This window comes from Microvirga sp. M2, from assembly GCF_047497095.1.
Taxonomy (GTDB): Bacteria; Pseudomonadota; Alphaproteobacteria; order Rhizobiales; family Beijerinckiaceae; genus Microvirga.
Window position 1 is genome coordinate 2857457 of the sequence record NZ_CP134063.1, and the last position, 26576, is coordinate 2884032.

General features: G+C 64.3%; 25 protein-coding genes and 2 tRNA genes. 10 read left to right on the forward strand and 17 right to left on the reverse strand.

Annotation, left to right across the window (positions count from 1 at the left end; all coding sequences use genetic code 11):
• Positions 1-206: 206 nt before the first annotated feature.
• Positions 207-1550 carry an Nramp family divalent metal transporter gene (locus RE429_RS13505; RefSeq protein WP_414471270.1) on the forward strand — a complete coding sequence of 448 codons (1344 nt, stop codon included), beginning with the start codon at positions 207-209 and terminating at the stop codon, positions 1548-1550.
• 254 nt (positions 1551-1804) lie between these two features.
• On the opposite strand, the gene RE429_RS13510 is transcribed toward RE429_RS13505, so the two are convergent.
• The 5 genes from RE429_RS13510 to RE429_RS13530 form a co-directional block, all read right to left on the reverse strand.
• The gene (locus RE429_RS13510) at positions 1805-4513 is read right to left on the reverse strand and encodes a valine--tRNA ligase (RefSeq protein ID WP_414471271.1); all 2709 of its coding nucleotides are present in this window, start codon (positions 4511-4513) and stop codon (positions 1805-1807) included.
• Between the two features lie 98 nt (positions 4514-4611).
• Positions 4612-5133 carry a PopZ family protein gene (locus tag RE429_RS13515; RefSeq protein WP_414471272.1) on the reverse strand — a complete coding sequence of 174 codons (522 nt, stop codon included), beginning with the start codon at positions 5131-5133 and terminating at the stop codon, positions 4612-4614.
• Between the two features lie 157 nt (positions 5134-5290).
• Positions 5291-6655, reverse strand: coding sequence for a TolC family outer membrane protein (locus RE429_RS13520; protein WP_414474199.1), 1365 nt, complete (start codon positions 6653-6655; stop codon positions 5291-5293).
• A gap of 340 nt (positions 6656-6995) precedes the next feature.
• Positions 6996-7658, reverse strand: coding sequence for a protein-L-isoaspartate O-methyltransferase family protein (locus tag RE429_RS13525; protein ID WP_414471273.1), 663 nt, complete (start codon positions 7656-7658; stop codon positions 6996-6998).
• Between the two features lie 25 nt (positions 7659-7683).
• Positions 7684-7757, reverse strand: a tRNA-Cys gene (locus RE429_RS13530).
• 200 nt (positions 7758-7957) lie between these two features.
• On the opposite strand from RE429_RS13530, the gene RE429_RS13535 reads away from it, so the two are divergent.
• The 3 genes from RE429_RS13535 to sseA all read left to right on the forward strand — a co-directional run bounded on the left by RE429_RS13535 (position 7958) and on the right by sseA (position 10326).
• Positions 7958-8032: transfer RNA gene (locus tag RE429_RS13535), tRNA-Asn, on the forward strand.
• Positions 8033-8708: 676 nt separating this feature from the next.
• Complete coding sequence (locus tag RE429_RS13540) at positions 8709-9431, forward strand: alanyl-tRNA editing protein (protein WP_414471274.1); 723 nt, start codon at positions 8709-8711, stop codon at positions 9429-9431.
• A 40-nt stretch (positions 9432-9471) separates the two neighbouring features.
• A complete protein-coding gene (sseA, locus tag RE429_RS13545; RefSeq protein WP_414471275.1) occupies positions 9472-10326 on the forward strand; it encodes a 3-mercaptopyruvate sulfurtransferase in 855 nt (284 codons plus the stop codon).
• A gap of 104 nt (positions 10327-10430) precedes the next feature.
• On the opposite strand, the gene RE429_RS13550 is transcribed toward sseA, so the two are convergent.
• The 4 genes from RE429_RS13550 to RE429_RS13565 form a co-directional block, all read right to left on the reverse strand.
• A complete protein-coding gene (locus RE429_RS13550; protein ID WP_414471276.1) occupies positions 10431-11219 on the reverse strand; it encodes an amino acid ABC transporter ATP-binding protein in 789 nt (262 codons plus the stop codon).
• A 6-nt stretch (positions 11220-11225) separates the two neighbouring features.
• The gene (locus tag RE429_RS13555) at positions 11226-12545 is read right to left on the reverse strand and encodes an amino acid ABC transporter permease (RefSeq protein WP_414471277.1); all 1320 of its coding nucleotides are present in this window, start codon (positions 12543-12545) and stop codon (positions 11226-11228) included.
• Positions 12546-12553: 8 nt separating this feature from the next.
• Entirely contained in the window at positions 12554-13756 is a 1203-nt protein-coding gene (locus RE429_RS13560; protein WP_414471278.1) for an amino acid ABC transporter permease, read from the reverse strand.
• 142 nt (positions 13757-13898) lie between these two features.
• On the reverse strand, positions 13899-14918 hold the full coding sequence (locus RE429_RS13565) for an amino acid ABC transporter substrate-binding protein (protein WP_414471279.1): 1020 nt from the start codon (positions 14916-14918) through the stop codon (positions 13899-13901).
• Positions 14919-15144: 226 nt separating this feature from the next.
• Between RE429_RS13565 and metC the strand changes: the two genes are divergently transcribed.
• A complete protein-coding gene (gene metC, locus RE429_RS13570) occupies positions 15145-16329 on the forward strand; it encodes a cystathionine beta-lyase (protein ID WP_414471280.1) in 1185 nt (394 codons plus the stop codon).
• A gap of 109 nt (positions 16330-16438) precedes the next feature.
• Here the strand turns inward: metC and RE429_RS13575 are convergent, their stop codons facing one another.
• From RE429_RS13575 to RE429_RS13585, 3 genes are read right to left on the reverse strand one after another with little or no spacing between them, the layout of a single operon-like run.
• Positions 16439-16783, reverse strand: coding sequence for a lipid-A-disaccharide synthase N-terminal domain-containing protein (locus RE429_RS13575; RefSeq protein ID WP_414471281.1), 345 nt, complete (start codon positions 16781-16783; stop codon positions 16439-16441).
• Complete coding sequence (locus RE429_RS13580; protein ID WP_414471282.1) at positions 16783-17514, reverse strand: glycosyltransferase family 2 protein; 732 nt, start codon at positions 17512-17514, stop codon at positions 16783-16785. Before RE429_RS13580 ends, RE429_RS13575 begins: the two co-directional genes overlap by 1 nt.
• Before the next feature lie 59 nt (positions 17515-17573).
• On the reverse strand, positions 17574-19292 hold the full coding sequence (locus RE429_RS13585) for an ArnT family glycosyltransferase (protein ID WP_414471283.1): 1719 nt from the start codon (positions 19290-19292) through the stop codon (positions 17574-17576).
• A gap of 180 nt (positions 19293-19472) precedes the next feature.
• Between RE429_RS13585 and RE429_RS13590 the strand changes: the two genes are divergently transcribed.
• The 4 genes from RE429_RS13590 to RE429_RS13605 all read left to right on the forward strand — a co-directional run bounded on the left by RE429_RS13590 (position 19473) and on the right by RE429_RS13605 (position 22140).
• Complete coding sequence (locus RE429_RS13590; protein WP_414471284.1) at positions 19473-20147, forward strand: tetratricopeptide repeat protein; 675 nt, start codon at positions 19473-19475, stop codon at positions 20145-20147.
• Between the two features lie 72 nt (positions 20148-20219).
• On the forward strand, positions 20220-20723 hold the full coding sequence (locus RE429_RS13595; protein ID WP_414471285.1) for a DoxX family protein: 504 nt from the start codon (positions 20220-20222) through the stop codon (positions 20721-20723).
• On the forward strand, positions 20720-21331 hold the full coding sequence (locus RE429_RS13600; protein WP_414471286.1) for a sigma-70 family RNA polymerase sigma factor: 612 nt from the start codon (positions 20720-20722) through the stop codon (positions 21329-21331). Before RE429_RS13595 ends, RE429_RS13600 begins: the two co-directional genes overlap by 4 nt.
• Complete coding sequence (locus RE429_RS13605; protein ID WP_414471287.1) at positions 21328-22140, forward strand: anti-sigma factor family protein; 813 nt, start codon at positions 21328-21330, stop codon at positions 22138-22140. The genes RE429_RS13600 and RE429_RS13605 overlap by 4 nt, the downstream gene beginning before the upstream one ends.
• 91 nt (positions 22141-22231) lie before the next feature.
• Here the strand turns inward: RE429_RS13605 and RE429_RS13610 are convergent, their stop codons facing one another.
• From RE429_RS13610 to RE429_RS13625, 4 genes are all read right to left on the reverse strand, one after another.
• Complete coding sequence (locus tag RE429_RS13610) at positions 22232-23611, reverse strand: M10 family metallopeptidase (protein ID WP_414471288.1); 1380 nt, start codon at positions 23609-23611, stop codon at positions 22232-22234.
• 272 nt (positions 23612-23883) lie between these two features.
• Positions 23884-24123: a hypothetical protein gene (locus RE429_RS13615; RefSeq protein ID WP_414471289.1), complete on the reverse strand. Its 240-nt coding sequence runs from the start codon at positions 24121-24123 to the stop codon at positions 23884-23886.
• A gap of 59 nt (positions 24124-24182) precedes the next feature.
• Entirely contained in the window at positions 24183-24605 is a 423-nt protein-coding gene (locus RE429_RS13620) for a hypothetical protein (protein WP_414471290.1), read from the reverse strand.
• Between the two features lie 170 nt (positions 24606-24775).
• Complete coding sequence (locus tag RE429_RS13625) at positions 24776-25495, reverse strand: sigma-70 family RNA polymerase sigma factor (RefSeq protein ID WP_414471291.1); 720 nt, start codon at positions 25493-25495, stop codon at positions 24776-24778.
• 221 nt (positions 25496-25716) lie between these two features.
• Here RE429_RS13625 and RE429_RS13630 point away from each other — a divergent pair, with 221 nt between their 5' ends.
• The gene (locus RE429_RS13630; protein WP_414471292.1) at positions 25717-26202 is read left to right on the forward strand and encodes a YidB family protein; all 486 of its coding nucleotides are present in this window, start codon (positions 25717-25719) and stop codon (positions 26200-26202) included.
• Between the two features lie 66 nt (positions 26203-26268).
• Here RE429_RS13630 and RE429_RS13635 read toward each other — a convergent pair whose 3' ends face one another.
• The gene (locus tag RE429_RS13635) at positions 26269-26517 is read right to left on the reverse strand and encodes a hypothetical protein (protein ID WP_414471293.1); all 249 of its coding nucleotides are present in this window, start codon (positions 26515-26517) and stop codon (positions 26269-26271) included.
• Between the last annotated feature and the right edge of the window lie 59 nt (positions 26518-26576).

Genomic DNA, 26576 nt, shown 5'->3' on the forward strand with positions numbered 1-26576 from the left:
CTCGTCTCCCTCGAACAGCTGCCGCTGGGTCATACCGCGGCCCGGAACCGGCGCTTGCGTGAGGCGTCCGTCTGGCGCAGATTCCATCGGGTCTCATTCGGATGAGCGCTTCATCCCCTCCAATTCCCTTGTGAATGCCCTCTTGCGCAATGGGGAAGCCCGGGCTACCCTTTACTTGCAAATGACTTGCAACTGCAGAATTGGCCATGGATCAATCTCCCCCCGTCTCCCTCGTCCGCAAGGCAGCCTGGCGTCAGGAAGGCGACCTGCCGTCGATGCCTGAAGTGAACCGTTCGATTAAGGTGCGCTCCGGTTCCCCCTGGCGGCGAGCCATGGCGTTCTTCGGGCCGGGCTACCTCGTGGCCGTGGGCTACATGGACCCCGGCAACTGGGCCACCTCCATCGCGGGCGGCTCGAAATACGGCTATGCTTTGCTGTCGGTGGCCCTGATCTCGAACGTCATGGCGATCATCCTGCAGTCGCTCTGCGCCCGGCTGGCGGTCGCCACGGGACGCGACCTCGCCCAGGCCTGCCGCGACGCTTATTCGAAGCCCGTCGCCTGGGGACTGTGGGTTCTGGCGGAGCTTGCCATCTGCGCCACCGATCTCGCCGAGGTGATCGGTACCGCCATCGGGCTGAACCTCCTGTTCGGCATTCCTTTGGAGATCGGCGTCGTCATCACGGCGCTCGACGTGTTTCTCATTCTCTATCTGCAGAATCTCGGCTTCCGCTGGGTCGAAGCCTTCATCATCACCCTGCTCGGGGTGATCGCCGTATGCTTCGGCATCCAGATCGTCATGGCCGATCCGAATTGGGGCGCGGTCGTCGCAGGCTTCGCGCCTACGACCCAGATCGTCACCGATCCGGACATGCTCTATCTCGCGCTCGGAATCCTCGGCGCGACCGTGATGCCGCACAACCTCTATCTGCACTCGGGCATCGTGCAGACGCGCGCCTATGGCGAGACCCTTCCCGAGAAGCGCGAGGCGCTGCGCTTCGCGACGCTCGATTCGACCGTGGCGCTCATGTTCGCGCTCACGATCAACGCATCCCTGCTGATCCTCGCGGCGGCGGCCTTCCACCATACGGGCCGCACCGAAATCGCCGAAATCGGCGAAGCCCACACCCTGCTCTACGGCATTCTGGGAACCGCCATCGCCCCCATGCTGTTCGGCCTGTCGCTGCTTTGCTGCGGCCTGAACTCCACCGTCACGGCCACGATGGCCGGTCAGATCGTCATGGAGGGGTTCATCAACTTCAGGATCGCGCCATGGATGCGCCGCCTCATCACGCGCGGCATCGCCATCATTCCGGCCGCCGCCGTCACCATCGCCTACGGCGAGGGCGGAACGGCGAGGCTCCTGATCCTGAGCCAGGTGATCCTCAGCCTTCAGCTCCCCTTCGCGGTCATCCCGCTGGTCACGCTGACGGCCTCGCGCTCCAAGATGGGCGATCTCGTGACGCCCCGCTGGCTCACGGCCGTCGCCGGCCTGGTCGCGACCGTGATCGTGGTGCTCAACATAAAGCTGCTGGTGGATTTCGTGGTGTGACGAGGCATCCGGAGGCCTCGCCCGTCACGCCTTATCCGTTAGCGCCTCGTGCGAAAAAGTGGCCCCGGTTTTTCGCGAGAACGATGCGCTGTTCTATAGGGGGAGCATCGGGCGCGGGAAGCGGGAACCGGGTTTGCGCGAAAAGATGCTCAAGACCACGATGTTAAAGCGCCGGACGTGAGTTCGATATCACGTGCGATGGCGTCATCCTGCATCGTCATGGCCGCGCCGAGTGCGGCCATGACGATGAAACCTTAGGCGTCCTTCAGACGCCCGAGCGCCTCTTCCATCTTGGTCTTGCGGGCGAGAGCGTCCTCGCGGCGTTCGCGCTGCTCGTCGACCACCTCTTCGGGGGCGCGCTTGATGAAATCGGCATTCCCGAGCTTCGCGTCGATCTTGCCGATATCGACGTCGAGCTTCTGGATCTCCTTGGCGAGACGCGCGCGCTCGGCATCGAGGTCGATCACGCCCTCCAGCGGAAGCGCAGCCGCTTCGCCGCGGATGAGGAGCTGGATCGAGCTCTTCGGCGCGGCGTCGACAAAGGAGATTCCGGAGAGGCGCGCGAGGCGCTTCACGATATCGCCCCAGCGATCCGCGCGGGCCTTCACGTCGGCCGAGGACGCGACGAGCGCAAGCGGGATCTGCGCGCCGGCGGGCACGTTCGTCTCGGAACGGGCGGAGCGGATCTCGTTGACGAGGTCCACCACCCAGCCGATCTCGGCCTCGGCCTGGCCGTCGATGAGATGATCGAGGTTCGACCACGGCGCCAGCGCCAGGACCGTCTCACGCTTCGGCCCCTCCTGGCCCTTCACGTCCCACAGCTCTTCCGTGAGGAAGGGCATGAAGGGATGAAGCAGCTTGCAGATCTCATCGAGGATGAACGCGATGGTGGCGCGGGTCTCGGTCTTGGCCGGTGAATCGGCGCCCTGCAGGACGGGCTTGGCGAGTTCCAGAGTCCAGTCGCAGAACACGTTCCACACGAAGCGATAGGCCGCGAGCGCCGCCTCGTTGAAGCGGTAGGCCTGGATGCCGGCCGCGACCTCGTTGATGGCCTTCGCGCATTCGCTGAGCGCCCATTTGTTGAGCGTCTCCCCGACCGCCTTGGGGTCGAAGCCTTCGACCCGCTTGCACTCGTTCATCTCGGCAAAGCGCGCCGCGTTCCAGATCTTGGTCGCGAAATTGCGGTAGCCTTCGACGCGCTGCACCGACAGCTTGATGTCGCGTCCCTGCGCCGCCATGGCCGACAGGGTCATGCGCAGCGCATCCGCGCCGTATTGTTCGATCACGTCGAGCGGATCGATGACGTTGCCCTTCGACTTCGACATCTTCGCGCCCTTCTCGTCGCGGACGAGGGCGTGGATATAGACCGTGTCGAACGGCACTTCCTCCATGAAATGCAGGCCCATCATCATCATTCGGGCGACCCAGAAGAAGATGATGTCGAAGCCCGTGACCAGGGTGTTGGTCGGATAATAGCGCTTCAGCTCCGGCGTCTCGTCCGGCCAGCCGAGCGTCGAGAACGGCCAGAGCGCGGAGGAGAACCAGGTGTCGAGCACGTCCTCGTCGCGCGTGAGCGCCACGTCCTTGCCGTGCTTGGCGCGGGCTTGAGCCTTCGCGTCCTCTTCCGAATGGGCCACGAAGACGTTGCCCTCGTCGTCGTACCAGGCCGGGATCTGATGGCCCCACCAGAGCTGGCGCGAGATGCACCAGGGCTCGATGTTCTCCAGCCACTGGAAGTAGGTCTTCTCCCAGTTCTCGGGCACGAACTTGGTCTTGCCCTTGCGCACGGCGTCGAGCGCGCGGTCGGCCAGCGGCTTCACGTTCACGTACCACTGGTCGGTCAGATAGGGCTCGATGACCACGTTCGAGCGGTCGCCGTGCGGCACCGTATGGGTGTGCGGCTCGATCTGCGCGAGGATCTCGCGCTCCTCGAGCATGGCGACGATGCGCTTGCGGGCCTCGAAGCGGTCGAGGCCGTCGAGGGCGAGAACCGCCTTCAGGTCGTCCGTCTCCGCGAGGCCCTCGAGGAAGCCCTCGTTGCCGGAGAGCGCCAGCTGCGCCTCCGTGCCGAAGATGTTGATCAGCGGCAGCTTGTGGCGCTTGCCGACCTCGAAGTCGTTGAAGTCGTGCGCGGGGGTGATCTTCACCGCGCCCGTGCCCTTCTCGGGATCCGAATATTCATCCGCGACGATCGGAATGCGGCGGCCGACCAGGGGCAGGATGGCGAACTTGCCGATCAGGTCCTTGTAGCGCTCGTCCTCCGGATGCACGGCGACCGCGACGTCGCCGAGCATCGTCTCGGGCCGGGTGGTCGCGACGGTGATCGAGCGGTCGGGCATTCCCTCGATGGCGTAGCGGATATGCCAGAGATTGCCCTTCACCTCGACCTGCATCACCTCCAGGTCGGAGATCGCGGTCTGGAACTTGGGATCCCAGTTCACGAGGCGCTTGTCCTTGTAGATCAGCCCCTGGCCGTAGAGATCCACGAACACCTTGAGGACGGCCTTGGACAGGCCCTCGTCCATGGTGAAGCGCTCGCGCGACCAGTCGCAGGAGGCGCCCAGCCGCTTGAGCTGGCGCACGATGGTGCCGCCGGATTCCTCTTTCCATTCCCACACGCGCTTGATGAACTCGTCACGGCCGAGCTCGCGGCGGTGGATCTGCTTTTCCATCAGCCGGCGCTCGACCACCATCTGGGTGGCGATACCCGCATGGTCTGTGCCCGGCTGCCAGAGCACGTCGCGCCCGCGCATGCGCTCGAAGCGGCAGAGGATGTCCTGAATGGTGTTGTTGAGGGCGTGCCCCATATGGAGCGAACCGGTTACGTTCGGCGGCGGAATGACGATGGAATATGGGTCGGCGCCCTTACGATCGGGCCGTCCGGCCTTGAAGGCCTCGGCCTCCTCCCAGCGGGTGGCGATGCGGGCTTCGACGGAAGCGGGGTCGAACGTCTTGTCCATCATGATGTGGTACCGGCCTGTTGGCGCGCCAAACGCGCAAGCAAGACGGCTACAAACCGGACGGATCGAGGGAAGTCAACCGATGGACGAAAACTTCAAGCTCAGCCTCGCGTCAGGCGCTTGATTTCGGCCTGGACGAGGCGTTCCACGAGGTCAGGAAGGTTTTCATCGAGCCACGCCTTGAGCATGGGGCGGAGCATTTCCTTCATCAGCTCCTCGACCGTGAGAGACCGGCTTGCCGCACGCGCGGCCGCCAGTTGGGCGAAAGCCTCGGAGACGGACGTTTCGGCCGCGCGGGACATCAGGGCCTCGCCCGGATTGCGCTCGCAAGGCTGGGAGAGGGACTGAGCGGCCGCCGCGGAGAGCGAGGGTCGGACGGGCTCCGCGGCCTCTACGCTCTCCCTGTGGCGGGCGGAGGACGGCTCGCTCCGGAACGGGCCATCCTGGGCAAGGGGCCATTCTTCCCCGGCAGGCTCAGGGAGTGCGTCGGCATAGAAGCCGGACGACACGTGGCGTTCAGCGATGCCGAGGACGGTCTGCAGCGGCGTTGGCTCGGGCTCGTGAGGGCTGGGCTCGGGATCTTCTGAAATAATCCGGCGGATGGACGCTAAAATATCATCCATCGACGGCTCGTTAGCCTTCAGGTTCATCGAACCCATCGCCCCACCCAGTAAAATAGAGTTTTTTAGAATCTCTTTATCGAGAATAGTATGAGTATTTTACGCAAACCCGCAGAAAACAAGCGGGGCCGGAACCAAACCGTTCCAGCCCCGATACTTATCAACGACCGTCAGGCGTCGTCGTACCGATCCAGAGATCTTTGACCTGGTCGTAGTGAATCTTGGGGCTGTAGTGATTCACGGCGAGACCCAGGGCGCGCGAATTGAGGCGACCCATCGCGCTGACGAGCTGATAGGACGCCACGACGCGATCGCGCTGCGCCTGAATCAGGTTCACGCGCGCCGTGAGAAGTTCCTGCTGGGCGTTCAGCACGTCGAGGGTGGTGCGCTGGCCGACGCGAGCCTCTTCGCGGACACCGCTGAGAGCGGTCTCGGCGGCATCGATCTGGGCTTGGGCCGCCTGGATCTGAGCGCGGGCCGCTTCGAGAGCGCCCCAGTTCGAGACGACGGCGGCGCGAATCTGATCGCGGACCCAGTCGGCCTGGAGCTGCGCCTGGCCGGCCTGCTCCTTGGCCTGCCGCGTGGCGGAATAGGCCTGACCGCCTTCGTAGATCGGAACCGTCAGGCGGGCCCCGGCAGAGGCGATGAGGGCCTCGTCGTTGCCGATCCGGGTATCGTAGCGCTGGGAGACGGAGGCCGTGACGCCGAGCTGCGGAGCGAGGGCGCCCTGCGCGATCTTGACCTGCAGTTCGGCCGCGTCGACCTGGTGCTGGGCCGCCTTGATGGCCGGATGCTCGCCGAAAGCGATCTTGAGCGCCCTGTCCAGCGAACTGGGGGTGAGCTTGTCGAGGGGCCGCCCGGGCGCCAGCTGCCGGGGCTCGACGCCCACGAACTGGCGATAGCGCGCGATGCTCGCCCGCAGATTGGCCTCGGCCTGGGCTTCCTGCGAGCGGGCCGCCGCCAGACGCGATTCCGCCTGGGCCACGTCCGTCCGGGTCACCTCGCCGACATTGAACCGGTCCCGGGTCTGGCGGAGCTGCTCGTCGATGACCTCGACGTTGTTGCGCTGAAGGTCGAGAATCGCCGTGTCCCGCAGCACGTCCATGTAGGCTGTCGCGGCATTGACCAGAGTGGATTGCTCCGTCGTGGTCAGGTCCTCGCGGGCCGCGAGGACGCCGGATTCGGCCCGGCGCACGGAATTGTCCGTCCGGAAGCCGTCGAAGACCGTCTGGTTGATCTCGAGCCCGAAGCCGCGAGGGGTGAGGATCGTGGTTTGTTCGCCGCCGCCGAAGATCGTCGGCGGGGTGCGGCTGTCATACTTGGAATAACTGCGCGCGATGTCGGCCGTGCCGGTGATCGACGGACGATAGCCGGATTTCGCCTGGGCGACGTTTTCATCCGTCGCACGCACGCTGGCGCGCTGAGCGTTCAGGTTGGGGTTGTTGCCATAGGACTTGGCCAGAGCGCTTTCCAGCGTCTCGGCCGAGACGTTGCCCGCGACCGCAAAGACGAACACGGAGGTCATGGCCCCGAGGAGGATGCGATTCTGCCTGCTGGATTGCTTCCCGTTCACGCTGACCTGCCTAACGACCCAAGATACCAAAAACTCACGAGCGAAACCGATTCACAAGACTCGCACGATTTAAAGCGCAACAATACCCATCACGGCCGAGTCGGCAATAACGCACAGCTCGCAACGGCATTTTAGCAGCGAGGTGGCGCAAAAAAGCGACACCTTTCTCGAAGGATTTAAAGGATATTAAGGGTTTAGAGAACGGGACCAGAGCACCGGACGAGAAAAGATGCTCAAGAGCATGGATTCGAGGAGCGCGTCGTTTGAGCGGACCGAAGGGCCGCACCAGGCGCTAGAACGTGAAACCCGGCTCTTGCATGAAGGGCGCAAGCACGGGAGCCGCCGCGTCGAACAGGGTCCGCTCGCCGAAGGCCTTGCCCGTGCGCACATAAAGCGTCACGCGCGCCGCGCGGCCACGGCCCTTCACGCAGACCAGGCGGCCGCCATCGGCCAGCTGCTCGAGAAGCCCGTCCGGGCGCAGATCGACGGCACCGTTGATCAGGATAACGTTATAGGGAGCATTCTTCGGATGCCCCCGCTCGAGAGCGCCCGTAACCACCTCGACGCCAGTGAAGCCGGCGGCCGCAAGGCTCCTCCTCGCCTCGGCGGCAAGGGTCTCGTCCGATTCCAGCGCCGTCACCTGAGCGCCGAGCTCGGCAAGGACGGCGGAGGCATAACCGCGACCACAGGCCACATCCAGGGCCTTGTCGCCGGCCACGACGCTCAGGGCCTGGATCATGCGGCCCAAGTTCATCGGGGAGAGCATGTACCGGCGGGCGGCACCTTCATCGACCAGGATGTCCTGGTCGATATAGGCAAGCCCCTCACGGCCGGGGAGAACGAACGTCTCACGCGGAACGCGGCCCATGGCATCGAGCAGCGGAATGTCGTTCACATCGAAAGTGCGCAGCTGGCTATCAACCATCATTCGGCGCGCTTGCGAGAAATCGACCATGGGGATTGCCTTCAGAAATTCGACTTGGAGGCCTCGCCCGGAATCGAACCGGGGTGCAAGGATTTGCAGTCCTCTGCGTAACCACTCCGCCACGAGGCCATCCGGGGCGCACCGCGACTGCGGCGGGAGCCTCATAGCAAGTGCCCTCCCAAAGAGCAACAGCCCGTTTTGCGACATCGGTGACGAAAGGGGCTTGCAACGCGCAAAACCCGTGTTATATGCCAGCCACCGTCGCCGACGAGAGCTGCTCCGGCAGCCCTGGCGACAGAGAGGAACCGCCTCTCGAAGGTATGGCTTATTCCGGCGTGGCGCAGCGGTAGCGCAGCGGACTGTTAATCCGTTGGTCGTAGGTTCGAATCCTACCGCCGGAGCCAATTTCTCTCCCCAATCGCGACGAAATCGGTTTTCTCCCTGTAAGCCGGCCTTTGGCCTCTGCAGGCCCGCATGCCGGCAGGCGTGGCGATTGCCCTTGTCTGCACATTCCTTTGCCCCCCTTCCCTTTGCCCCCCTTCCCATTGCCGCCCCTTCCCATTGCCGCCCCTTCGATCCCGTCGCATCCTGGTTCCGGTCCCTGCCCTCGCCGGGACCGTGACGATTCCATGTCCCGGATGCGATCGTGGCTCTCGGAACAGCCATGGCAAGTCGCAGGTTCGAAGGGCCCCGCAGGTTCGAAAGGTCCCGCAGATTCGAATCCCCGGGCGCCGCGCGATGGAATGAGGGCTCCGATTCACGAAATGTCGGAGCGAAATTCCGATGGTCGTCACGAAAGCCGGTCCTTTTTTTCGTCCGTGATCCGGCGGGAGCGGTCGTTCGTCCGGATTCTTCGCCCTCGAAGATGAAAAAACTTCGCAGACTTATCCACACCCGCCCCGGAATCATGCACCCGCGCCATTGTTCGCGGGCTCCGGGATGGAAACGCCCGGACGCTCGAAATGTCCGCGCAACATCGAAAGCCCGATCCGTCGACGGCTTGACCCGGCCCTCTGGTTTCCAGCAGCATCGGGATCCCTGTGCGGGAACGCTCCCGCACCCTCGTCTTCCGGATTGACCATGACCGCCACCACTCTCCTGTTTCGCGACAATGCCTATGCCCGTTCCTGCACGGCGACCGTTCTCGATGTGACGCCCGAAGGCGGCGTCATCCTCGACCGGACCGTGTTCTATGCCCAGGGCGGCGGCCAGCCGGGCGATGTCGGCGTCATCCGTCGCCGGAACGGCGATTCGGTCGCCGTGACCAACACGGTTTACGGCTCCGACCGCTCGCAGGTCGTTCATCTGGTGGGGACGGAGGCCGCCCCGCGCTTTTCCCAGGGAGAGAACGTCGACATGGAACTCGACTGGGAGCGTCGTTTCAAGCGCATGCGCGTCCATACGGCGCTGCACGTCCTGAGCGTCGTCCTGCCCTACCCGGTCACCGGCGGCGCGGTCGGCGACGGCGACGGCCGCCTCGATTTCGACATTCCCGATGCGGGTCTCGACAAGGCCGAACTGACCGAACGGCTGAACGCATTGATCGCGCGCGATGCGCCCGTCACGGAGCGCTGGATCACGGACGAGGAGCTCGATGCGAATCCCGGCCTCGTGAAGACCATGTCGGTGAAGCCGCCGCGCGGATCGGGCCGGGTGCGCCTCGTGGAGATCGAGGGAATCGATCTTCAGCCCTGCGGCGGCACGCATGTGCGCCGCACCGGCGAGATCGGACAGGCGCTCGTCACCGACATCGAGAAGAAGGGCAAGCAGAACCGCCGCGTTCGCCTGTCCCTTGTGGACTGAAGCGCTATTTCATCGACAGGACACCGCCAGGAGCATTCCCATGTCCCCTCCCTTCGTTTCACCCGAGCGCCTGCAGGAGCATCTCGACGATCCGAACGTCGTGATCGTCGACGGTTCCTGGTATCTGCCGGCGCAGAATCGCGATCCGCAGGCGGAGTTCCTGGCGGGTCATATTCCCGGCGCGGTGCGCTTCGACATCGACACGGTCAAGGATGCGGCCTCGTCCCTGCCGCACATGCTTCCCTCGCCCCAGGATTTCGCGAAAGCCGTGGGAAAGCTGGGAATCGGTCAGGACATGACCATCGTGGTCTATGACGGCATCGGACTCTACTCCGCTCCGCGCGTGCGATGGATGTTCCAGATCTTCGGCGCGCCCCGGGTGTTTATTCTCGAAGGAGGATTTCCCGCCTGGAAGGCCGAGGGCCGGCCCGTCGAGACCGGGCCGGAGCAGCCCCGCGCCCATCGGACCTTCACGCCTTCCTTCAATGCCGCCGCCGTCGCGAACGCCGCCGTCGTTCACGACGCGGTTCGCTCGAACTCCGCGCAGGTCGTCGATGCGCGCGCCGCCGACCGGTTCAGGGGTGAGGCACCGGAGCCGAGGGCAGGCCTCCGGTCGGGGCACATTCCCGGCAGCCTCAATCTTCCGTGGGGCGATATCGTGGAGAACGGACGCCTCAAGGACAAGGCCAGTCTCATGCGGGCGATCCAGGCGGCAGGCCTCGATCTCGACCGCCCCATCATCGCAAGCTGCGGCTCGGGCGTTTCGGCGGCCGTTCTTTCGGTCGCCTTCGAGACCCTGGGGCACCCCGCAAAGGCGATCTATGACGGATCCTGGTCCGAGTGGGGGTCGCGTGAGGACCTGCCGGTCGAAACCGGACCCGCGAAGAGGGGGTGAGCGTCCGGCATTCGCCGCTCTTCCCAAGGCGGCCGAAGCCGCATCCCAACAAAAAGGCCCCGGGCGTTTCCGGGGCCTTTCTCTTTTGCACTTCGCAGAGCGGATCAGTGCAGGATCTGGGACAGGAAGAGCTTGGTGCGCTCGTGCTGCGGATTCTTGAAGAACTCGTCGGGCGTGTTCATTTCCACGATCTGTCCGTAATCCATGAAGATCACCCGGTCGGCCACCTGCCGGGCGAAGCCCATCTCGTGGGTGACGCAGAGCATGGTCATGCCTTCCTCGGCGAGACCCACCATGGTGTCGAGCACCTCCTTCACCATTTCGGGATCCAGAGCGGAGGTCGGCTCGTCGAACAGCATGATCTTCGGGCTCATGCAGAGCGAGCGCGCGATCGCCACGCGCTGCTGCTGACCGCCGGACAGCTGACCGGGATACTTGTTCGCCTGCTCCGGGATCTTTACCCGCTTCAGGTAGTGCATCGCGACCTCTTCCGCCTCCTTCTTGGGCATCTTCTTCACCCAGATCGGCGCGAGCGTGCAGTTCTCGAGAATCGTCAGATGCGGGAAGAGGTTGAAGTGCTGGAACACCATGCCTACGTCGCGCCGCACCTCGTCGATGCGCTTGAGGTCGTTCGTCAACTCGGTCCCGTCGACGATGATGCGGCCCTTCTGGTGCTCCTCCAGGCGGTTGATGCAGCGGATCATCGTGGACTTGCCGGACCCCGACGGACCGCAGATCACGATGCGCTCGCGCCGGCGCACGTTGAGGTTGATGTCGCGCAGCACGTGGAACTCGCCGTACCACTTGTGCACATCGATCAGCTGGATGGCGGATTCGGCCTGCGGATCGAGGGCGGCGGTCTGAACTGTTTGGGATGTCACTGTCGTTGCCATGAATGATTACCGTTTCTGACCTGCCGCGAGGCGCCGCTCGACTCCAAGCGAGTAGCGCGACATGCCGAAGCAGAAGATGAAATAGAACAAGGCCGCGAAGGCATAGCCCGTCAGGCCGATATTGGGCGCTGCCCAGTTGGGATCGATGCGCGAGGCCTCGATCGTCTTGACCACGTCGAAGATGCCCACGATCGACACGAGGGAGGTGTCCTTGAACAATCCGATGAAGGTGTTCACGATCCCCGGGATCACGATGCGCAGGGCCTGCGGCAGGATGATGAGGACCATCATCTGCGGGTAGTTCAGGCCGAGCGACATCGCACCTTCATATTGCCCCTTCGGCATGGCCTGGAGGCCGCCGCGCACCACCTCGGCCATGTAGGCGGAGGCGAAGAGCGCCGTACCGATGAGAGGACGCAGCAGACGGTCGACCGTGATGTCGCCCGGAAGGAAGAGCGGCAGCATCGTGTTGGCCATGATGAGCACCGTGATCAACGGCACGCCGCGGACGAACTCGATGAAAATGACGGAAGCCATCCGGACGATCGGCAGCTTCGAGCGGCGCCCGAGGGCCAGGAGGATGCCGAAGGGCAGCGAGCAGACGATGCCCACCGTGGCCACCAGCAGCGTCACGAGAATTCCGCCCCAAAGGGCGGTCGGCACGGCAGTCAGGCCGAAATCGACCGACATCAGGCCAAGGGTGATGCCGACCACCGCGACGATGCCGCCTCCGATGATCAGGGCCGGACGCATGGGCGTCTTGAGGATCGCGGCGACGAACGCGAAGAGCGCGATCAGCAGGGCGCCGAAAATCAGGAACCCGATCCAGAAGCGGCTGCTGAAATTGGCGTTGCCGCCCGTCAGCAGGATGTAGGAGAAGATCGGGAACAGCCAGAAGAAATAGACCGCTCCCAGGTCCCGGCGCGGCGCCCTCAGCCACAAAAGCCAGCCCACGCCCAATCCCAGGAGGGCGAAGAAGATATCGACCCTCCAGCGCTGCGTAACCGGATAGGAGCCGTAGGTGAAGTAGCCGAGCTTCTCGCGGATGAAGGCCCAGCAGGCACCGGCTTCGCTTCCGCCCATGTCGGCCCTGCAGGCGGCGCGGTCGGCACCGCTCCACACGGCATCCACGAACAGGAAGCGCACGAGGGGCGGGATGCTGACATAGAGCAGATAAAGGACCACCAGCGTCAGCACGGTGTTGAAGGGGCCCGAGAAGAGGTTCTCCCGGACCCAGGCGATGGGGCCGCGCGTCAGGTTCGGCGGAGGCAGAGCCTCCTCCTGCTTGGCGCGGACGAAACGAGGCATATCGACGGTGGTGCTCATCGGAATTCCTATCGTTCGACGATTGCCACACGGCGGTTGTAGATGTTCATCACGGCCGAGGTCACGAGACTGATCGTGAGATACACGCCCATGGTGATGACGACGACTTCGATGGCCTGGCCCGTCTGATTGAGGACGGTGCCCATGAACACCTGCACGAGATCGGGATATCCGATCGCGACGGCCAGCGACGAGTTCTTCGTCAGGTTGAGGTACTGGCTCGTCAGCGGCGGGATGATGACGCGCATCGCCTGTGGAATGACCACGAGACGGAGCGTCTGGCCCGACTTGAGGCCGAGCGAACTTGCCGCCTCGGTCTGCCCCTTCGACACGGCGAGAATTCCCGCGCGCACGACCTCGGCGATGAAGGCCGCCGTATAGGTGGTGAGGCCGAGCAGCAGGGCGACGAATTCCGGCAGGATCTGCATGCCGCCGGTCAGGTTGAAGGTGCCCTTCTTCGGCAGATCGAAGCCGATCGGGTTGGCGCCGGCGAGGGTCAGAACGATCCAGGTCACGACGGGCAGGCCGACGACGAGGCCGAGCGTCACGAGGCCGACCGGAGACTGCCGCCCCGTCTTCTCCTGCCGGGTCTTCGCCCGGCGCCGGTAGACGAAGGCGCCCACGAGGCCGATCGCCAGCATGGCCGGAATGGCCCACGCGTCTGCCGCATAGACCGGCCGGGGCATGAAGAAACCGCGCGAGTTGAGGAAGAAGCCGGCGCCCATTTCCAGGGAGTTGCGCGGCTGAGGCAGCGGGCCGAGAACGGCGATGTACCAGAACAGCAGCTGCACCAGGAGCGGGACGTTGCGCAGCGCTTCGACATAAACCATGGCGACCTTCGCCACCATCCAGTTCTTGGACAGGCGGGCGATTCCGATGAGGAAGCCGAGAATGGTCGTGAAGAAGATGCCGATGGCGGAGACGATCAGCGTGTTGAGCAGGCCCACGAGGAACGCGTCGCCATAGGTGGACCCGGCCGCGCTGAACGGGATCAGCGACTGGCTGATGTCGAATCCGGCCGTATTTTCGAGGAAGCCGAAGCCGGACGCGATCTTGGCCCGCTGCAGGTTCTCGATAGCGTTGGTGGCGGCCATATAGAACAGGTAGCCGACGACGGCGACCAGAAGGACCTGGTAGAAAATCCCACGGATCTTCGGATCGTAAAGAAACGATTTTTTGGGTGGCGATGTCTGGCTGACAACGGTCTGCACTGAACTCAATCCTCTGACGGCTGACTTTGTTAGGCCGTCCTCCCCCCGTGTTCATGCAATTGTCGCTGCCATGAACGACCGGCAGTTTATTGTTATTGAGGAGCGCCCGGGGATCCGGGCGCTCCGGCCTTCAGAGATCCGGTTAGCGGATCGGCATGCCGTATTGCAGGCCGCCCTTCGTCCACAGGGCGTTCTGGCCGCGCTTGATCTTCAGCTTGGAGCCTTCGCCCACGTTCTTCTCGAAGATCTCGCCGTAGTTGCCCACGTGCTTGATGATCCGGTAGGCCCAGTCGTTGGTCAGGCCGATGCCCTCGCCGTACTTGCCTTCGGTGCCGAGCAGACGCTTGATCTCCGGGTTGTCGGAGCTCTTCATCTGGTCGACATTGGCCTTGGTCACGCCGAGTTCCTCGGCGTCGAGCATGGCGTTGTGGGTCCAGCGGACGAGGTCGCCCCACTGGTTGTCGCCGTGACGGACCGCCGGGCCGAGGGGCTCCTTGGAGATGATCTCGGGCAGAACGATGTGATCGTCCGGAGCGGATGCGCGCAGACGCTCGGCATAGAGGCCCGAGGCGTCCGTGGTGAACGCGTCGCAGCGGCCGGCGTCATAGGCCTTGAAGGTCTCGTCCGAGGTCGCGAAGGCCACGACTTCGTACTTCATGTTGTTGGCCCGGAAGTAGTCGGCGAGGTTGAGCTCGGTCGTGGTGCCCTGCTGGGTGCAGATCGAGGCGCCGTTGAGCTCCTTCGCGGAGGACACGCCGAGCTTCTTGCGGACCATGAAGCCCTGGCCGTCGAAGTAGTTGATGGCCGGGAAGTCGAGGCCGAGCTGCGTGTCGCGCGACATGGTCATCGTCGAGTTGCGGGACAGCACGTCCACTTCGCCCGACTGGAGCGCGGTGAAGCGGTCCTTGGCGGCGAGCGGGATGTAGCGAACCTTGGTCGGATCGTCGAAGATCGCGGCAGCCATGGCGCGGCAGAGGTCGACGTCGAGACCGGTCCAGTTGCCCTGGGCGTCCGGCAGGCCGAAGCCGGCGAGACCCGTATTCGAGCCGCAGGTCAGGAAACCCTTCTGCTTTACGCTGTTCAGGGTCGCCTGCGCGGAAGCGCCGGTCGCGAACAGGCTTGCCGTAAGGCCGAAGGCAATCGATACGAGAGCCTTTTTCATGTTGGTTTATTCTCCCAATAGTTCCATTCGGCTCGCCTGTTCTTGTTCCCCCAGCCGAGCCACGGTCAGACCGTTCCACGCCGCATCGGACGATTGCGGCATCGGATCCATCACATTCCATGATTGATCACCGGTCAAGTCTTGATGGAATGGTTTTTAGTCGGAGGGTTGACGTCGGAGCGCCCTCGGCTTCTGATCAGGCCCCCTTCAGCAAGTCCTTGAGCCGATGTCAAAACTTTCCCCCAAACCCGCCCATCTCGCGGAACGCACCCTCCTCGTTCATGCAGGCCGAGAGCCGTTCGAGCAGCACGGCTTCGTGAACACGCCGATCTATCGCGGCTCGACCGTGCTCTACCCGACGACGGACGATCTCCTGCATCGCCGAGGGCGCTATTCCTACGGAACGAAAGGGACACCGACCACGGAAGCGCTCGAGACCGCGTGGACGGAGCTCACGGGAGCGGCCGGTACCGTCCTGACCCCCTCGGGCCTCGCGGCGGTCACGGTCGCCCTCATGTCCTGCCTCAAGGCCGGCGACCACCTGCTGGTCACGGATTCGGTCTACCTTCCCACGCGGCAATTCTGCCATGGGATGCTCAAGAAATTTGGTGTGGAAACCACCTATTACGATCCCTCGATCGGAGCCGGGATCGCGTCCCTCATGCGTCCGAACACGGCTGCTGTCTTTACGGAAGCGCCTGGGTCCCAGTCCCTCGAGATGCAGGACATTCCCGCCATCGCCGAAGTCGCGCACCGTCATGGAGCCGTGGTGATCATGGACAACACCTGGGCGACTCCCCTGCTCTTCCCGCCCCATGAACGGGGCGTCGACATCGCCGTCGAGGCAGGCACCAAATATCTCAGCGGAGGATCCGACCTCCTGCTCGGGCTGGTTTCCGCCAACGAGCGCTGCTTCAAGGATCTGCGCGCGGCCTATGACGCCTTTGCCATGTGCCCGGGCCCGGAGGACGTCTTCCTGGGGCTTCGCGGTCTTCGCACCATGGCGCTGCGCCTGCGCGAGCACGAAAAGCAGGCGCTGGAGATGGCCCGCTGGCTCGCTCGGCGACCCGAGGTGGACAGGGTGCTTCATCCGGCGCTCGAAACCTACAAGGGGCACGACATCTGGAAGCGGGACTTCAAGGGCTCGTCCGGCCTGTTCTCCGTCATCCTCAAGCCCTGCTCCGACAAGGCGCTCGCCGCCATGCTCGACGGGCTGGCGCTCTTCGGGATGGGGTATTCCTGGGGCGGCTTCGAGAGCCTGGTGATCCCGTTCAACTGCGCGACCTATCGCACGGCGACGAAATGGGAGCCGGGCGGCCATGCCCTGCGCTTCCATATCGGCCTCGAGGATCTCGACGATCTCAAGCGCGATCTGGATGCGGGCTTCGCCCGACTGCGGGAAGCGGATTAGAACCTTTGTCGCCGCGGCGGATCCGGTTCGCCGTCAGCAATGCGGCCGGGCCGAAGATAAGCCGAAGGTAAGACGATAAAGAGCCGGTTCCGCGTCCGTGGAACCGGCCCTAGGTCGTGAGCTGCGCCGTCTTGGCCTTCCGGCGCGCCTCCTTGGCGATCAGCATGAGGTTGCGGACGTAGATGAAGATCGACAGGGCTTGCCCGGAGATGATGACGATGTCGCGCCGGGCGAACCCGTAGATGAGCGTCATCAGCCCGCCCCCGATGGACAGGAACCAGAAGGCCATGGGAATGACGCTCTTCTCCGCCTTCTCACTAGCGATCCACTGCACGATGAAGCGGGCGCCGAACACGAACTGCGCCAGCACGCCGAAGGCGGCCCAGAGATCGAAGCGGGCGATGACGATATCGTAGAAGTACAATCCGATATCGTGGGACAGGCGCATCAGCATCAGTGGATTTCCTGGGAAACGGGCACGCGGCGGCGGCGGCGGATCAGCCACCACACGCCCGCGAGATCGAGGATTCCGACCCACAGGCGGTCGAAGAGGCCATAATTGGACTGCCCCGCATGCCGGGGCCGGTCGACCACGTCCACATGGGCGATCCGGTAGCCCTCCCGCTTGACCAGGGCCGGCATGAAGCGGTGCAGGGCGTCGAAATAGGGAAGACGCAGATAGACCTCGCGGCGGAAGGCCTTGAGACCGCAGCCGGTATCGCGCGTTCCGTCCTTCAGGACGCGCCCGCGCACGCCGTTCGCGACGCGCGACTGCCAGCGCTTGGCCGCCCCTTTCCGCCCGAGCCGCTGCCCCGCGACGAGGCCGACGGCCGGGTCGTCGAGAGCCGCGACGAGCTCAGGAATGAAGGCCGGATCGTTCTGTCCGTCGCCGTCGAGGGTGGCGATGATGGGCGCGCGCGCCGCATGGGCGCCCGTGCGGACGGCAGCGCTCTGCCCACAGCTCGCCTCATGGCGGACCAGGCGCAGCCAGGGCCTGGTGGCGCGGGCCGAGCGCACCTGCTCGACGGTATCGTCCGTCGAGCCGTCATCCACATAGATCACCTCGAAGGGCGCAAGGGCCGAGCAGGCGCGCTCGATCTCCTCCACGAGGGGAAGGATGTTCAGGGCCTCGTTCTTGACGGGCACCACGACGCTGAGGCGCGGAGCCGGGTTTAAGTCGCTCATCGATCAAGGGCTTGTGAGCCCCCTCTTTAAGGGCTTGTGAGCCCCCTTGGGATAGGAAGTCAGGGACAGCCGGCGTCGACGGAATAGACGCCGATATCGACACGCTTCCCACTGTTGATATTGAAACCTGAGACGCGGGTCGAGAGCGCAGGCGCCAGCCCGTTCCGCTCGTTCGCGATCCGGAAGTCGGCCTCGAAGCGCTGATCGACGAACACCGTCGCGCAGCCGCTCTTCTTCAGGAAGGCGGAGGCCTCGGGGGCGCTGTCGAGCATATCGAGATCGGTGCCGACCAGGAAAACGAGACTCGGCTCGCGATAGCCGAGGGTGCCGACGCTCGCCTTGGCGGACGGAAAGCCCCGCAGGGTCTGCGCGAGCTTGTCCGAGACCTTCAGGGACCTCAGGTCGAGCTGGGCGAACCCGAACACGCCGATGGCGAGGCACACGGCCGACAGGAAGCCGGCCCAGAGGCAGCCCACCATACGGTTCCCGATGAAGAGCCACCAGGCATAGAGCGCGATGGCGGAGGCGGCCGCCATGGCCGGGAGCGCCCGGTAGGGCAGCGTGCCGTCGAAGGACCAGTTCGCCGCCGACAGGCCGATGGTCAGGCCCACGGGGATGAAGGGAATGAGAACCGTCGCGAGCTTGGCGAAAGGCCGGTGCGGCCCCACGAACTGGCGGGCGATCGCCATCACGACGAGGATGGCCACGGCCGGAAGAAGCGGCATCGTATAATGCGGCAGCTTGGTGGGAACCGCCTCGAAGACCAGCCATGAGGGGACGATCCAGGCCAGGGCGAAGGCGACCGGCTCCTCACGGCGATGAATCCAGGCGAACGGCGCGGCGATGGCCGCCAGGATCGCTCCCGGCCAGAAGGTGGCGAAGAATGCCACCAGATAGAAGCCCGGAGGAGCCCAGTGGTATTTCTGGGCCGTGCCGACCTTGCCCAGCATGTCGTGGCCGACGGCTTCCGAATAGAAGGCGCCGCCGCTCTTGACCGCGATGGCGACGAACCAGGGCAGAACCACCGCCAGGGTGAAGGCGAGACCCAGCCAGGGCCGCAAGGTGAGCAGCCAGCGCGTCGAGCGCTCCCGGTAGGAGAGGACGGCGCCCGTGAGACCGGCGAACATCAGGACCAAGGGCCCCTTGACGAGGATCCCGAGGGCAAATCCGGTCCAGAAGATGATGAGGGCGCGGCGCGGCAGGACCCCGGCCCCCCGGCTCAGATAGGCCCGCGCGAGGCCGCCCATGACCGCCACCGAACAGGCGGTCAGCATGGCATCGGTCTTGGCGAGCCGCGCCTCCACCATGAGGATGACGCAGGTCGCCATCAGGGCCGCCGTCAGGAAGGCCCCTCGCCTTCCGAAGAAGGCCAGAGCCGCCCAATAGGTCAGGAGAACGGTCGCGATGGCCCCGAACAGGGACGGCACGCGATAGAGCGCGATCGTGGTGTGCGCCTCGGGAATGCCGAGCGCATCGCCGATGGCGACGCTGGCGCTCTGCATCCAGTAGATGCCCACCGGCTTCTTGTACCGCGCCTCGTCCTGGAACCGGACATCGACGAAGTCATGGGATTCCAGCATCTGCTTCGATGCCTGGGCATAGCGGGGCTCGTCCCGGTCCATCGGCTGGAGGGTCGTGAAGCCCGACAGGAAACAGGCCAGCGACAGCAGGACGAGGACAGCGCAGAGCCGGGCATGGCTGCGCTCCACGAAGCTGGCGAGCTGCGCGGGCGAGAAGCGACGCATGGAGATACTCTGCTGGGCGACGGAACCGTCCATCGATGGCATGCCTTTGCGGACAAACACGGGTGGGAATAGCCCCGCAAAGGCGCTGGTGTCCTCCAAACTCGGCGTGAAGTCAAATCGAGCGGCACCGGGCGGGCTGCCGCCCATCGAAAGGTCCCCCCGAATAAAACCCTCGAACCCGGTGTTCTCCGGGCAGCAACCAAGGAGGACGCCATGTTCGGCCCAAGCAAGCCCCTGTTCCTCGCAAGACTTGCCTTCACAAGACTTGCCTTCACAAGACTTGCCGCCACGGCAGGTGCCATGTGTCTTGCAGCGGCCCTCGCGACCGGCCCGGCCTTCGCCCTCGGTGGCGGAGGCGGCGGAGGCGTCGGGAGCGGAAGCGGCGGCTCCGCCAGCGGAGCAACCGGCGAGAACGGCAACCGCGCAGGAAGCGAGCGCAACACGAACAATCCTTCCATGCCCGTCTGCCCGCGGGGACAGGTCTGGGTTCAGAAGACGAACAGGTGCGTGCGGGCGCAAAGCGGAGTCGTGCCCGACGGCAACCTGACCGAATACGCCTACGCCCTGGCCAAGGCGAAGCGCTACGGCGAGGCGATCGACATGCTCGATCTCCTGGAGAACCCCAATACGCCACGAGCCCTCAACTACCGGGGCTATGCGACGCGCAAGCTCGGGCGGACGGACGAAGGCATCCGCTACTATCTGCAATCGGTGGCCCTCGATCCCCACTACGCGCAGGTTCGGGAATATCTCGGCGAGGCCTATGTGACCCAGGGTAAGATCGATCTCGCCAAGGAGCAGCTGCAGACCATCAAGACCCTCTGCGGCACCGGATGCGAGGAATACCGGGATCTCGCCAAAGCCATCGGGGCCACCCCGAAGCTGTAAAGCGCCCGTGTGCGGCGGGCCCGCCCCGCCTCGCACGGCCTCTGCCCTGTCCTCTTCGAGGAGGCGATGCTCATGAAGCTCCAAGCTCCCTTCAGGCTCCAAGCTCCCTTCAGGCTCCAAGCTCCCTTCAGGCTCCAAGCTCCCTTCGCGCTCCAAGCTCTCTTCGCTCTCGCGGCGCGGCTTCTCCTGGCCCTCATCTTCGTCGTCGAGGGCTGGGGCAAGCTGCTCAACTATTCCGGTACGCTCCAGTACATGGACCACCACGGAGTGCCCGGGATCCTGCTCCCGCTCGTGATCCTGACGGAGCTGGGAGGCGGCCTGCTCGTCGCCTTCGGGTTTCTCACCAGGATCGCAGCCTTCGCCCTCGCGGGCTTCTGCCTTCTGACCGCCCTCCTCTTCCATGGGCGTTTCTCGGATCCGGGCGAGCTCATCCAGTTCTACAAGGACGTCGCCATGGCCGGAGGCTTTCTCGCGCTCGTTGCGTTCGGCGCCGGAGGCTGGTCCGTCGACGGCCTCGCCCGCCTCTCCGAGCTCCCGGACATGCCCTCGGGCGAAGCGCGGGAACAGAGGGGATGAGCGAGCTGTTTCAGGCGCGGCACCTTGCCTTCGACTGCGGGGGAACCCTATCTCTGATATCGCCATCGAAGCCGCGATACAGAGCATGTGCGCAGGTGATGTTCAGGACCGGGCAGGATGAAATCAGAGCGGACTTGCCCCGACATTTGACGCGGCTGTGGCGCTATGGACTGGTTCTGAGCGGCCGCCGCGACACCGCTGAAGATTTGGTTCAGTCCACTTGCCTGCGGGCCCTCGAGCGAGCGGAGCAGTTTTCGGCCGGGACGAATCTTCAACGCTGGCTGTTTTCCATCATGCATTCCATCTGGCTGAACGAGGTCCGCTCGCGGCGAATCCGCGAGGGCTCGGGCACCGTCGATGCGGAAGCAGCCCTCGCCTTCGACGGTTCGGAACAGGTCGAAGCCAGCGTGCTCGCTCATCAGGTTCTGCGCGAGGTGCTCTCCCTTCCGGACGGCCAGCGCGAGGCGGTCTTTCTCGTTTACGGCGAAGGCATGGCCTATCGGGAGGCGGCGGAAGTTCTCGCGGTTCCCATCGGGACGATCATGAGCCGCCTCGCGGCGGCGCGCCTGACCCTCGGCAGACTCGGCGCGGAGGCCCGGACATCATGACGGCGCCGCAGGATCATGAGACGGATGAGCGGCTCGTCGCCTATCTCGATGGCGAACTCGCTCCCGACGAGCAATCGGCCCTGGCCAGGAGAATCGCGGCCGACCCCGAGCTCCAGCGCCGCCTCCTCGTGCTTTCGGGCGGAAACCGTCCATTCAGGCAAGCGTTCGAAACCCTCCTCGCCCAGGCTCCCGAAGAGCGCCTGAGTTCCATGCTGCCCGCCGTACCCGCGGCCGCTCCGCAGGGCAGGTCCAGGAGCTGGAGGGCCGTCGCCGCCGTTGCCGCGGCGATCCTGCTTTTTCTCGCAGGCTTCGCGACGAACAGCCTCCTCGGCCCGCGTGCCTCCTTGCGGGATCTCGTCGCGGGCTCATCCCGCACCCAGGACGATGACGACTGGCGCCAGGCAGTCGCCGAGTACCTTACGCTCTACTCGGCCGACACCCTGGCCAACATCCCCGATGACGACGCGATGAGACAGCGCGAGATCGACAGCTTGAGGGCCAGGCTCGCGATCAACCTGTCCGCGCGCCAAGCCGATATCCCCGGCCTGTCCTTCAAACGCGCCCAGCTGTTCGAGTATGACGGAAAACCCCTGGGCCAGCTCGCCTATCTCGATCCGGCGACCGGGCCGGTTGCCCTGTGCATGGTCAGAAGCGATGACGAAGACGCCCCGCCGCGCACGGAGCAGAGAGAAGGGTTCAACATCGTCTTCTGGACCCAGGCGGGCCACGATTACATGGTGATCGGCCGGATGCCGTTTCCCCGCCTCGAAAACCTGGCGAAGGATTTCTCGGATCGATTGGCGGGATAGGATGCGGATCATCGCCTCGCCGGGAACGGACGATGATCCGCCGCTCGCGCATCGAACGCAAAAGCGGATTCCACTTTTCACGTCCGATGATTTAGACCACGAGGAAGTCGTTTGCCGTCATCTTCAGGCCCTTGGTGACTTGGGCGAACTCGACGGATGCAGCCTTTCCCGTGCCGTCCGGATCGTAATAGAGGTCGCCCTTCGTGGAATCGTAGACGATGCGGTCGGAGGAATCGTGAGCCTTGCTCCCGATCCAGAACGCGGTCGACGGGAGCTTGCCAGCCTTCAGCTTCGTGAACACGGCGTTCTCGAGGTAGACCGTATCGTCGACGACGGAGAAGTCGGCGATGCGATCGAGGTTGGAGGTGCCGCTCGGCTTCGTATCGAAGACGAAGACATCCTTGCCCGGTCCGCCGTAGAGGACATCGTTGCCCTCGCGCCCGGCAAGGCGGTCGGCTCCCGCGCCGCCCTTCAGGATGTTCGCGACGCTGTTGCCCGTGATCGTATCGTTGCCTGACCCACCGATGGCGTTCTCGATCAGGGACCGCAGATCGCCGCGATACATCAAGGCATTGGCGATGTTGCCGCGCGCGTCATGCCCGACGCCGAGCTGGGCGACCTGCTCCGTGGAGAGGCGCGTCCACTGCCCCGGGCGCAGGTCGACGTCGAGATTCGTGGCATAGTTCGAGAGGTCGTAAGTGTCCTGACCGCCTCCGTCCCAGAGCGTCATGAAGATACGATTGCCGCCTGGAACATCCTGGCCGACGCCGTCGACGAATTCCTGTCCCGTCGACGGATCCCAGCGATAGACCGTGTTGCCGGCCCGCGTGGCGAAGTTGGCGCCGTACATGTATTGCAGGGCGGCGATGTCGTACATCATCGGCGTCTGAGCGTAGCCCCACTCCTCGTTCTCCACATATTGCCCGGCCGCGCCCACATAGGACCTGTAGGTCATGGCCGAGAATTCCATGGAGTCCCGCGCAGGCGTCATGGCTCCGAAGCCGCTCGCCTCGTTCCCGTGCTTCAGGCCGACGGAGTGCATGATCTCGTGGATGAAGCCGTAATAGCCGTAGCCTCCCGGGACGGGATCGTCGAACCAGCCGTCGGTTCGGCCGAACCATACATCCCCTCCCTCGTCAGTCTGATCCGGGAAGTAGGACCAGGCCGTGGACGGCAGGTCCGAGTTGGCGAGCCGCACCGTCGCGTGACTCTTGGAGGTCTCTGGGACCTCTGCAAAGGTCAGATTGGCGAACGAGGCGATCATCGCGAAGGCGTCGCGCGCCGCCCGAGTCTGGCTTGCATTCAGAGCCTCGAAATTTCCCCGGGGCTCGCCCGATCCGTATTGGCTGCCGTAATAAGATGCCTTTTGCGGAAAACTGTATGTGAGGTTCGGGCTGCTCCACCCCGAACCCGAAAGAATACCATCGATATCCTGATTGCCTGTCCGTGCGACCGTAATCGTATCTGCCATGCCCGTCCTCACGTAAATGGGGGAATTTTTAGAGCATAGAGAGAGCGCGAATTTTATAATCCATAGGGGTTAATTTTGAATTTTATCTAGCTTTATATTCTTATATTTATGCAAATTTACGCACAGATCTAGCTTAATAGCTTTCGATGTGAAATTTACACGAGATTTGCATTCTTATAACAAAGTTAATACTTAAGCTCCATATCAGCCTCGAACCTCCGAGTGCCGGCGCCTTTCCCCTCGAGGAACAGGCTCTCCTTCATGGGGTTCGATCACGCGACCGCGCGAGGCGCTTCATGGAAACCCGCATCTACGGCGAGCACGACGAGAGAACGATCAAGCAGCTGCCCCGGTGCATGATGGCAGGAAGCGCGGCCAAGGGCGTACTTCTCGGAGGCGGCGATGTGGATGAAAGTCCGATAGTCAATCGCAGGCTCGAAGACGTGCTCGCCTATCACGGCGGAACCATCGCCATCGAGCACAGCCTGCGCCCGTCCGCCATAGCCATCCATGGCAGGCCCCGGCGAGTTCGATCCCTACAAGGATTGAAGCCGCGCCGGAGCCTGACCGGTTATCGAAGCCAGCCGAAATAAAGCGACCAGAGGCTCGGCGACCGGATGCCGCGCACCCGCCGGGCCGCTTCTTCGGCTCGCATGGACTCCCCTCCGTGGCATGAACAGAGCACGATATGCGCATCATGCTCGGAGATCTGGAAGAAGTTCACGGCATCGCCGAACCGGTCGCTCACGAGACCCGCCGTGCGCAGCACCGGATCGTCGAAGGCCACCGTCAGGGCGGAATTGTCGGCGCGCATGGCCTGGCGGACCGCTCTCGGCTTCCACTCGATCTCATCGAGCGTTCTGAGAACGCGGTCGGGGTCCCGCTCGAGCAGTTCGGCCCAGCGGTCCAGCCGCTCCCTTTTCGACAGCACAGGAGTTTGCGAGGGCTTCAGATCGGCCACGTGGCCGATTTCAGACAGAGGCCTGTGTTCCATGCTCCCCTCCTTGGCAGAGAAGCGTTCGCGAGCACCCACCAGCTGTCAGCTCAACCATGAAGCCCGAGGAAAAGTTCGGAAACCGGCTCGCTGATATTTTAGGCACACACAACAAGAGGCCCCGCGCTGCCCTTCAGGGCAGCGCGGGGCCTCTTATGGTGGTTCGATGATCAGGCCTCGGCGGCGTGATTGTGATGCTGCAGCCGGTCTCCGGCTACGCCCATCAGCTCGGCCAGGCGATTACGGGCCCGGTTCACGCGGCTTTTGATGGTGCCGACCTTCACGCCGAGGGCTTCCGCCGCATCCTCATAGGACATGCCTTCCGCGCCGATCAGAATGATCGCTTCGCGCTGCTCCTGCGGAAGCTTGCCCAAGGCCGTCGTGAGGTCCTGGAGCGCGAGTTTGTCTTCCTGGTCGGGAATGGCGACCATGCTCGCGGCATGGGCGCCGTCACCGTCCTCGACCTCGCGGCTGGTCTTCCGGTGGGTCGAGTAGAAGCCGTTGCGGAGAATGGTGAAGAGCCAGGCCTGAAGGTTCGTGCCGCTCTCGAAGGTTTCCTGCTTCGTGAGCGCCTTCAGGACCGTATCCTGCACCAGATCTTCGGCCTGATCGAGCTTGCCCGTGAGTGACAGGGCGAAGGCGCGCAGGTTCGGCAACGCCTCCATGACGCCGTCGATGAACGCCTGATCGACGGGCTCGGTATGCGCGCGGATGACCTGCGCGACGCGCTCGGCGAGCTTGGCCAGGTCGCGCGGCAGCTTGTCCTCCGCGGGATCCCCGTAGAGCGCGCGAAGCTGCTTACCGAGATGAAGACGGACAGCCGCGCTCAGGGCCGCGCCCGAGATCGGCGAAGATGGATTCTGAGAAAGGGTTTTGGTCGTGTCTGGCATGCGGCAATATTTGGGGCGGCCCCCGCGCATTTAAATATGCTTGGCGCATTTCGACCGCGTGAATGTCTGCGACAAAAGGCGAACTTGATGTCCCGCTTCGCACGCCTAGCGGCAAAAGGATCCTTGAAGGCTCGCCTCCCGGCGATGCCCTTTCGGATCAGAATCGGAACCCTTTGCCCGCTCGCATGTTCCTGTCGACTCGACCATTGAGGAGGAATGACATGAACAGCCGCGGTTTCCCTTCCATGACGGCCCTTCTGGGGCTTCTCGCGATCGCCGGCTACCAGAACCGGGACAAAATCGCAGAGATGCTGCGCGGAGGGCAGCAGCCTGGCGCGCCGGGCCAAGCACCGGATCAGCAGACCGGCGGCCTTAGCGGTCTCGGCGGCTTGCTCGGCGGCCTCGGTGGTGCGGGCGGCGCAGGTGCGGGCAGCGCAGATGCGGGCGGCCTCCTGAAGGGCGGGCTCGGCGAACTGGTCGACCGGTTCCGCGAGAGCGGTCATGGCGAGGCGGCCGATTCCTGGGTCGGGCCGGGCCCGAACAAGGAAATCGCCCCACAGAACCTCGAACAGGTCATCGGGCCCGACGTCCTGAACACGCTGACCCAGCAGACCGGCCTCTCCCGTGAGGAACTTCTCGCACGCCTGTCGCGGGATCTGCCGAACGCCGTCGATCAGTACACGCCGGAAGGACGCCTTCCCGAATAGCGCAGGGGGCTTTGTCACCATGGCCCGAGGCTCGATACGGCGCCGCCTCCGTTGCGCGCAACGTGTTTAAGTCCGCTCGCGCCGCGCACCGCGCCGCCGCCCCCACCATACGACGGAGCGGCGGCGCAGCCTGCGCGCCACGGCGATGTCGATCGACAAAACGATGAGCCCCAATGGGATCATCCAGAATCCGAGCACGGGCAGAAATCCGACGAGGCCTCCAAGGAGCAGCGCGGAGCCGAGGGCGATCCTGAGGCCCTTCGAGCGCGGGAGCGGGACTTGACGGTTGCCGAAAACAACCCGGTGCCTGGTCATGGACGGACCTTCCTTCTCGCGCGAGCAGGAAGGGCGGGCCCGGACCGGCCAGGCTCCCC

Bases quoted from the DNA above. Each gene is read 5' to 3' on its own strand.
- RE429_RS13505 (WP_414471270.1), top strand. From the start codon at position 207: ATGGATCAATCTCCCCCCGTCTCCCTCGTCCGCAAGGCAGCCTGGCGT.
- RE429_RS13510 (WP_414471271.1), bottom strand. From the start codon at position 4,513: ATGATGGACAAGACGTTCGACCCCGCTTCCGTCGAAGCCCGCATCGCC.
- RE429_RS13515 (WP_414471272.1), bottom strand. From the start codon at position 5,133: ATGGATGATATTTTAGCGTCCATCCGCCGGATTATTTCAGAAGATCCC.
- RE429_RS13520 (WP_414474199.1), bottom strand. From the start codon at position 6,655: ATGACCTCCGTGTTCGTCTTTGCGGTCGCGGGCAACGTCTCGGCCGAG.
- RE429_RS13525 (WP_414471273.1), bottom strand. From the start codon at position 7,658: ATGGTCGATTTCTCGCAAGCGCGCCGAATGATGGTTGATAGCCAGCTG.
- RE429_RS13540 (WP_414471274.1), top strand. From the start codon at position 8,709: ATGACCGCCACCACTCTCCTGTTTCGCGACAATGCCTATGCCCGTTCC.
- sseA (WP_414471275.1), top strand. From the start codon at position 9,472: ATGTCCCCTCCCTTCGTTTCACCCGAGCGCCTGCAGGAGCATCTCGAC.
- RE429_RS13550 (WP_414471276.1), bottom strand. From the start codon at position 11,219: ATGGCAACGACAGTGACATCCCAAACAGTTCAGACCGCCGCCCTCGAT.
- RE429_RS13555 (WP_414471277.1), bottom strand. From the start codon at position 12,545: ATGAGCACCACCGTCGATATGCCTCGTTTCGTCCGCGCCAAGCAGGAG.
- RE429_RS13565 (WP_414471279.1), bottom strand. From the start codon at position 14,918: ATGAAAAAGGCTCTCGTATCGATTGCCTTCGGCCTTACGGCAAGCCTG.
- metC (WP_414471280.1), top strand. From the start codon at position 15,145: ATGTCAAAACTTTCCCCCAAACCCGCCCATCTCGCGGAACGCACCCTC.
- RE429_RS13575 (WP_414471281.1), bottom strand. From the start codon at position 16,783: ATGCTGATGCGCCTGTCCCACGATATCGGATTGTACTTCTACGATATC.
- RE429_RS13580 (WP_414471282.1), bottom strand. From the start codon at position 17,514: ATGAGCGACTTAAACCCGGCTCCGCGCCTCAGCGTCGTGGTGCCCGTC.
- RE429_RS13585 (WP_414471283.1), bottom strand. From the start codon at position 19,292: ATGGACGGTTCCGTCGCCCAGCAGAGTATCTCCATGCGTCGCTTCTCG.
- RE429_RS13590 (WP_414471284.1), top strand. From the start codon at position 19,473: ATGTTCGGCCCAAGCAAGCCCCTGTTCCTCGCAAGACTTGCCTTCACA.
- RE429_RS13595 (WP_414471285.1), top strand. From the start codon at position 20,220: ATGAAGCTCCAAGCTCCCTTCAGGCTCCAAGCTCCCTTCAGGCTCCAA.
- RE429_RS13600 (WP_414471286.1), top strand. From the start codon at position 20,720: ATGAGCGAGCTGTTTCAGGCGCGGCACCTTGCCTTCGACTGCGGGGGA.
- RE429_RS13605 (WP_414471287.1), top strand. From the start codon at position 21,328: ATGACGGCGCCGCAGGATCATGAGACGGATGAGCGGCTCGTCGCCTAT.
- RE429_RS13610 (WP_414471288.1), bottom strand. From the start codon at position 23,611: ATGGCAGATACGATTACGGTCGCACGGACAGGCAATCAGGATATCGAT.
- RE429_RS13615 (WP_414471289.1), bottom strand. From the start codon at position 24,123: ATGGATGGCTATGGCGGACGGGCGCAGGCTGTGCTCGATGGCGATGGT.
- RE429_RS13620 (WP_414471290.1), bottom strand. From the start codon at position 24,605: ATGGAACACAGGCCTCTGTCTGAAATCGGCCACGTGGCCGATCTGAAG.
- RE429_RS13625 (WP_414471291.1), bottom strand. From the start codon at position 25,495: ATGCCAGACACGACCAAAACCCTTTCTCAGAATCCATCTTCGCCGATC.
- RE429_RS13630 (WP_414471292.1), top strand. From the start codon at position 25,717: ATGAACAGCCGCGGTTTCCCTTCCATGACGGCCCTTCTGGGGCTTCTC.
- RE429_RS13635 (WP_414471293.1), bottom strand. From the start codon at position 26,517: ATGACCAGGCACCGGGTTGTTTTCGGCAACCGTCAAGTCCCGCTCCCG.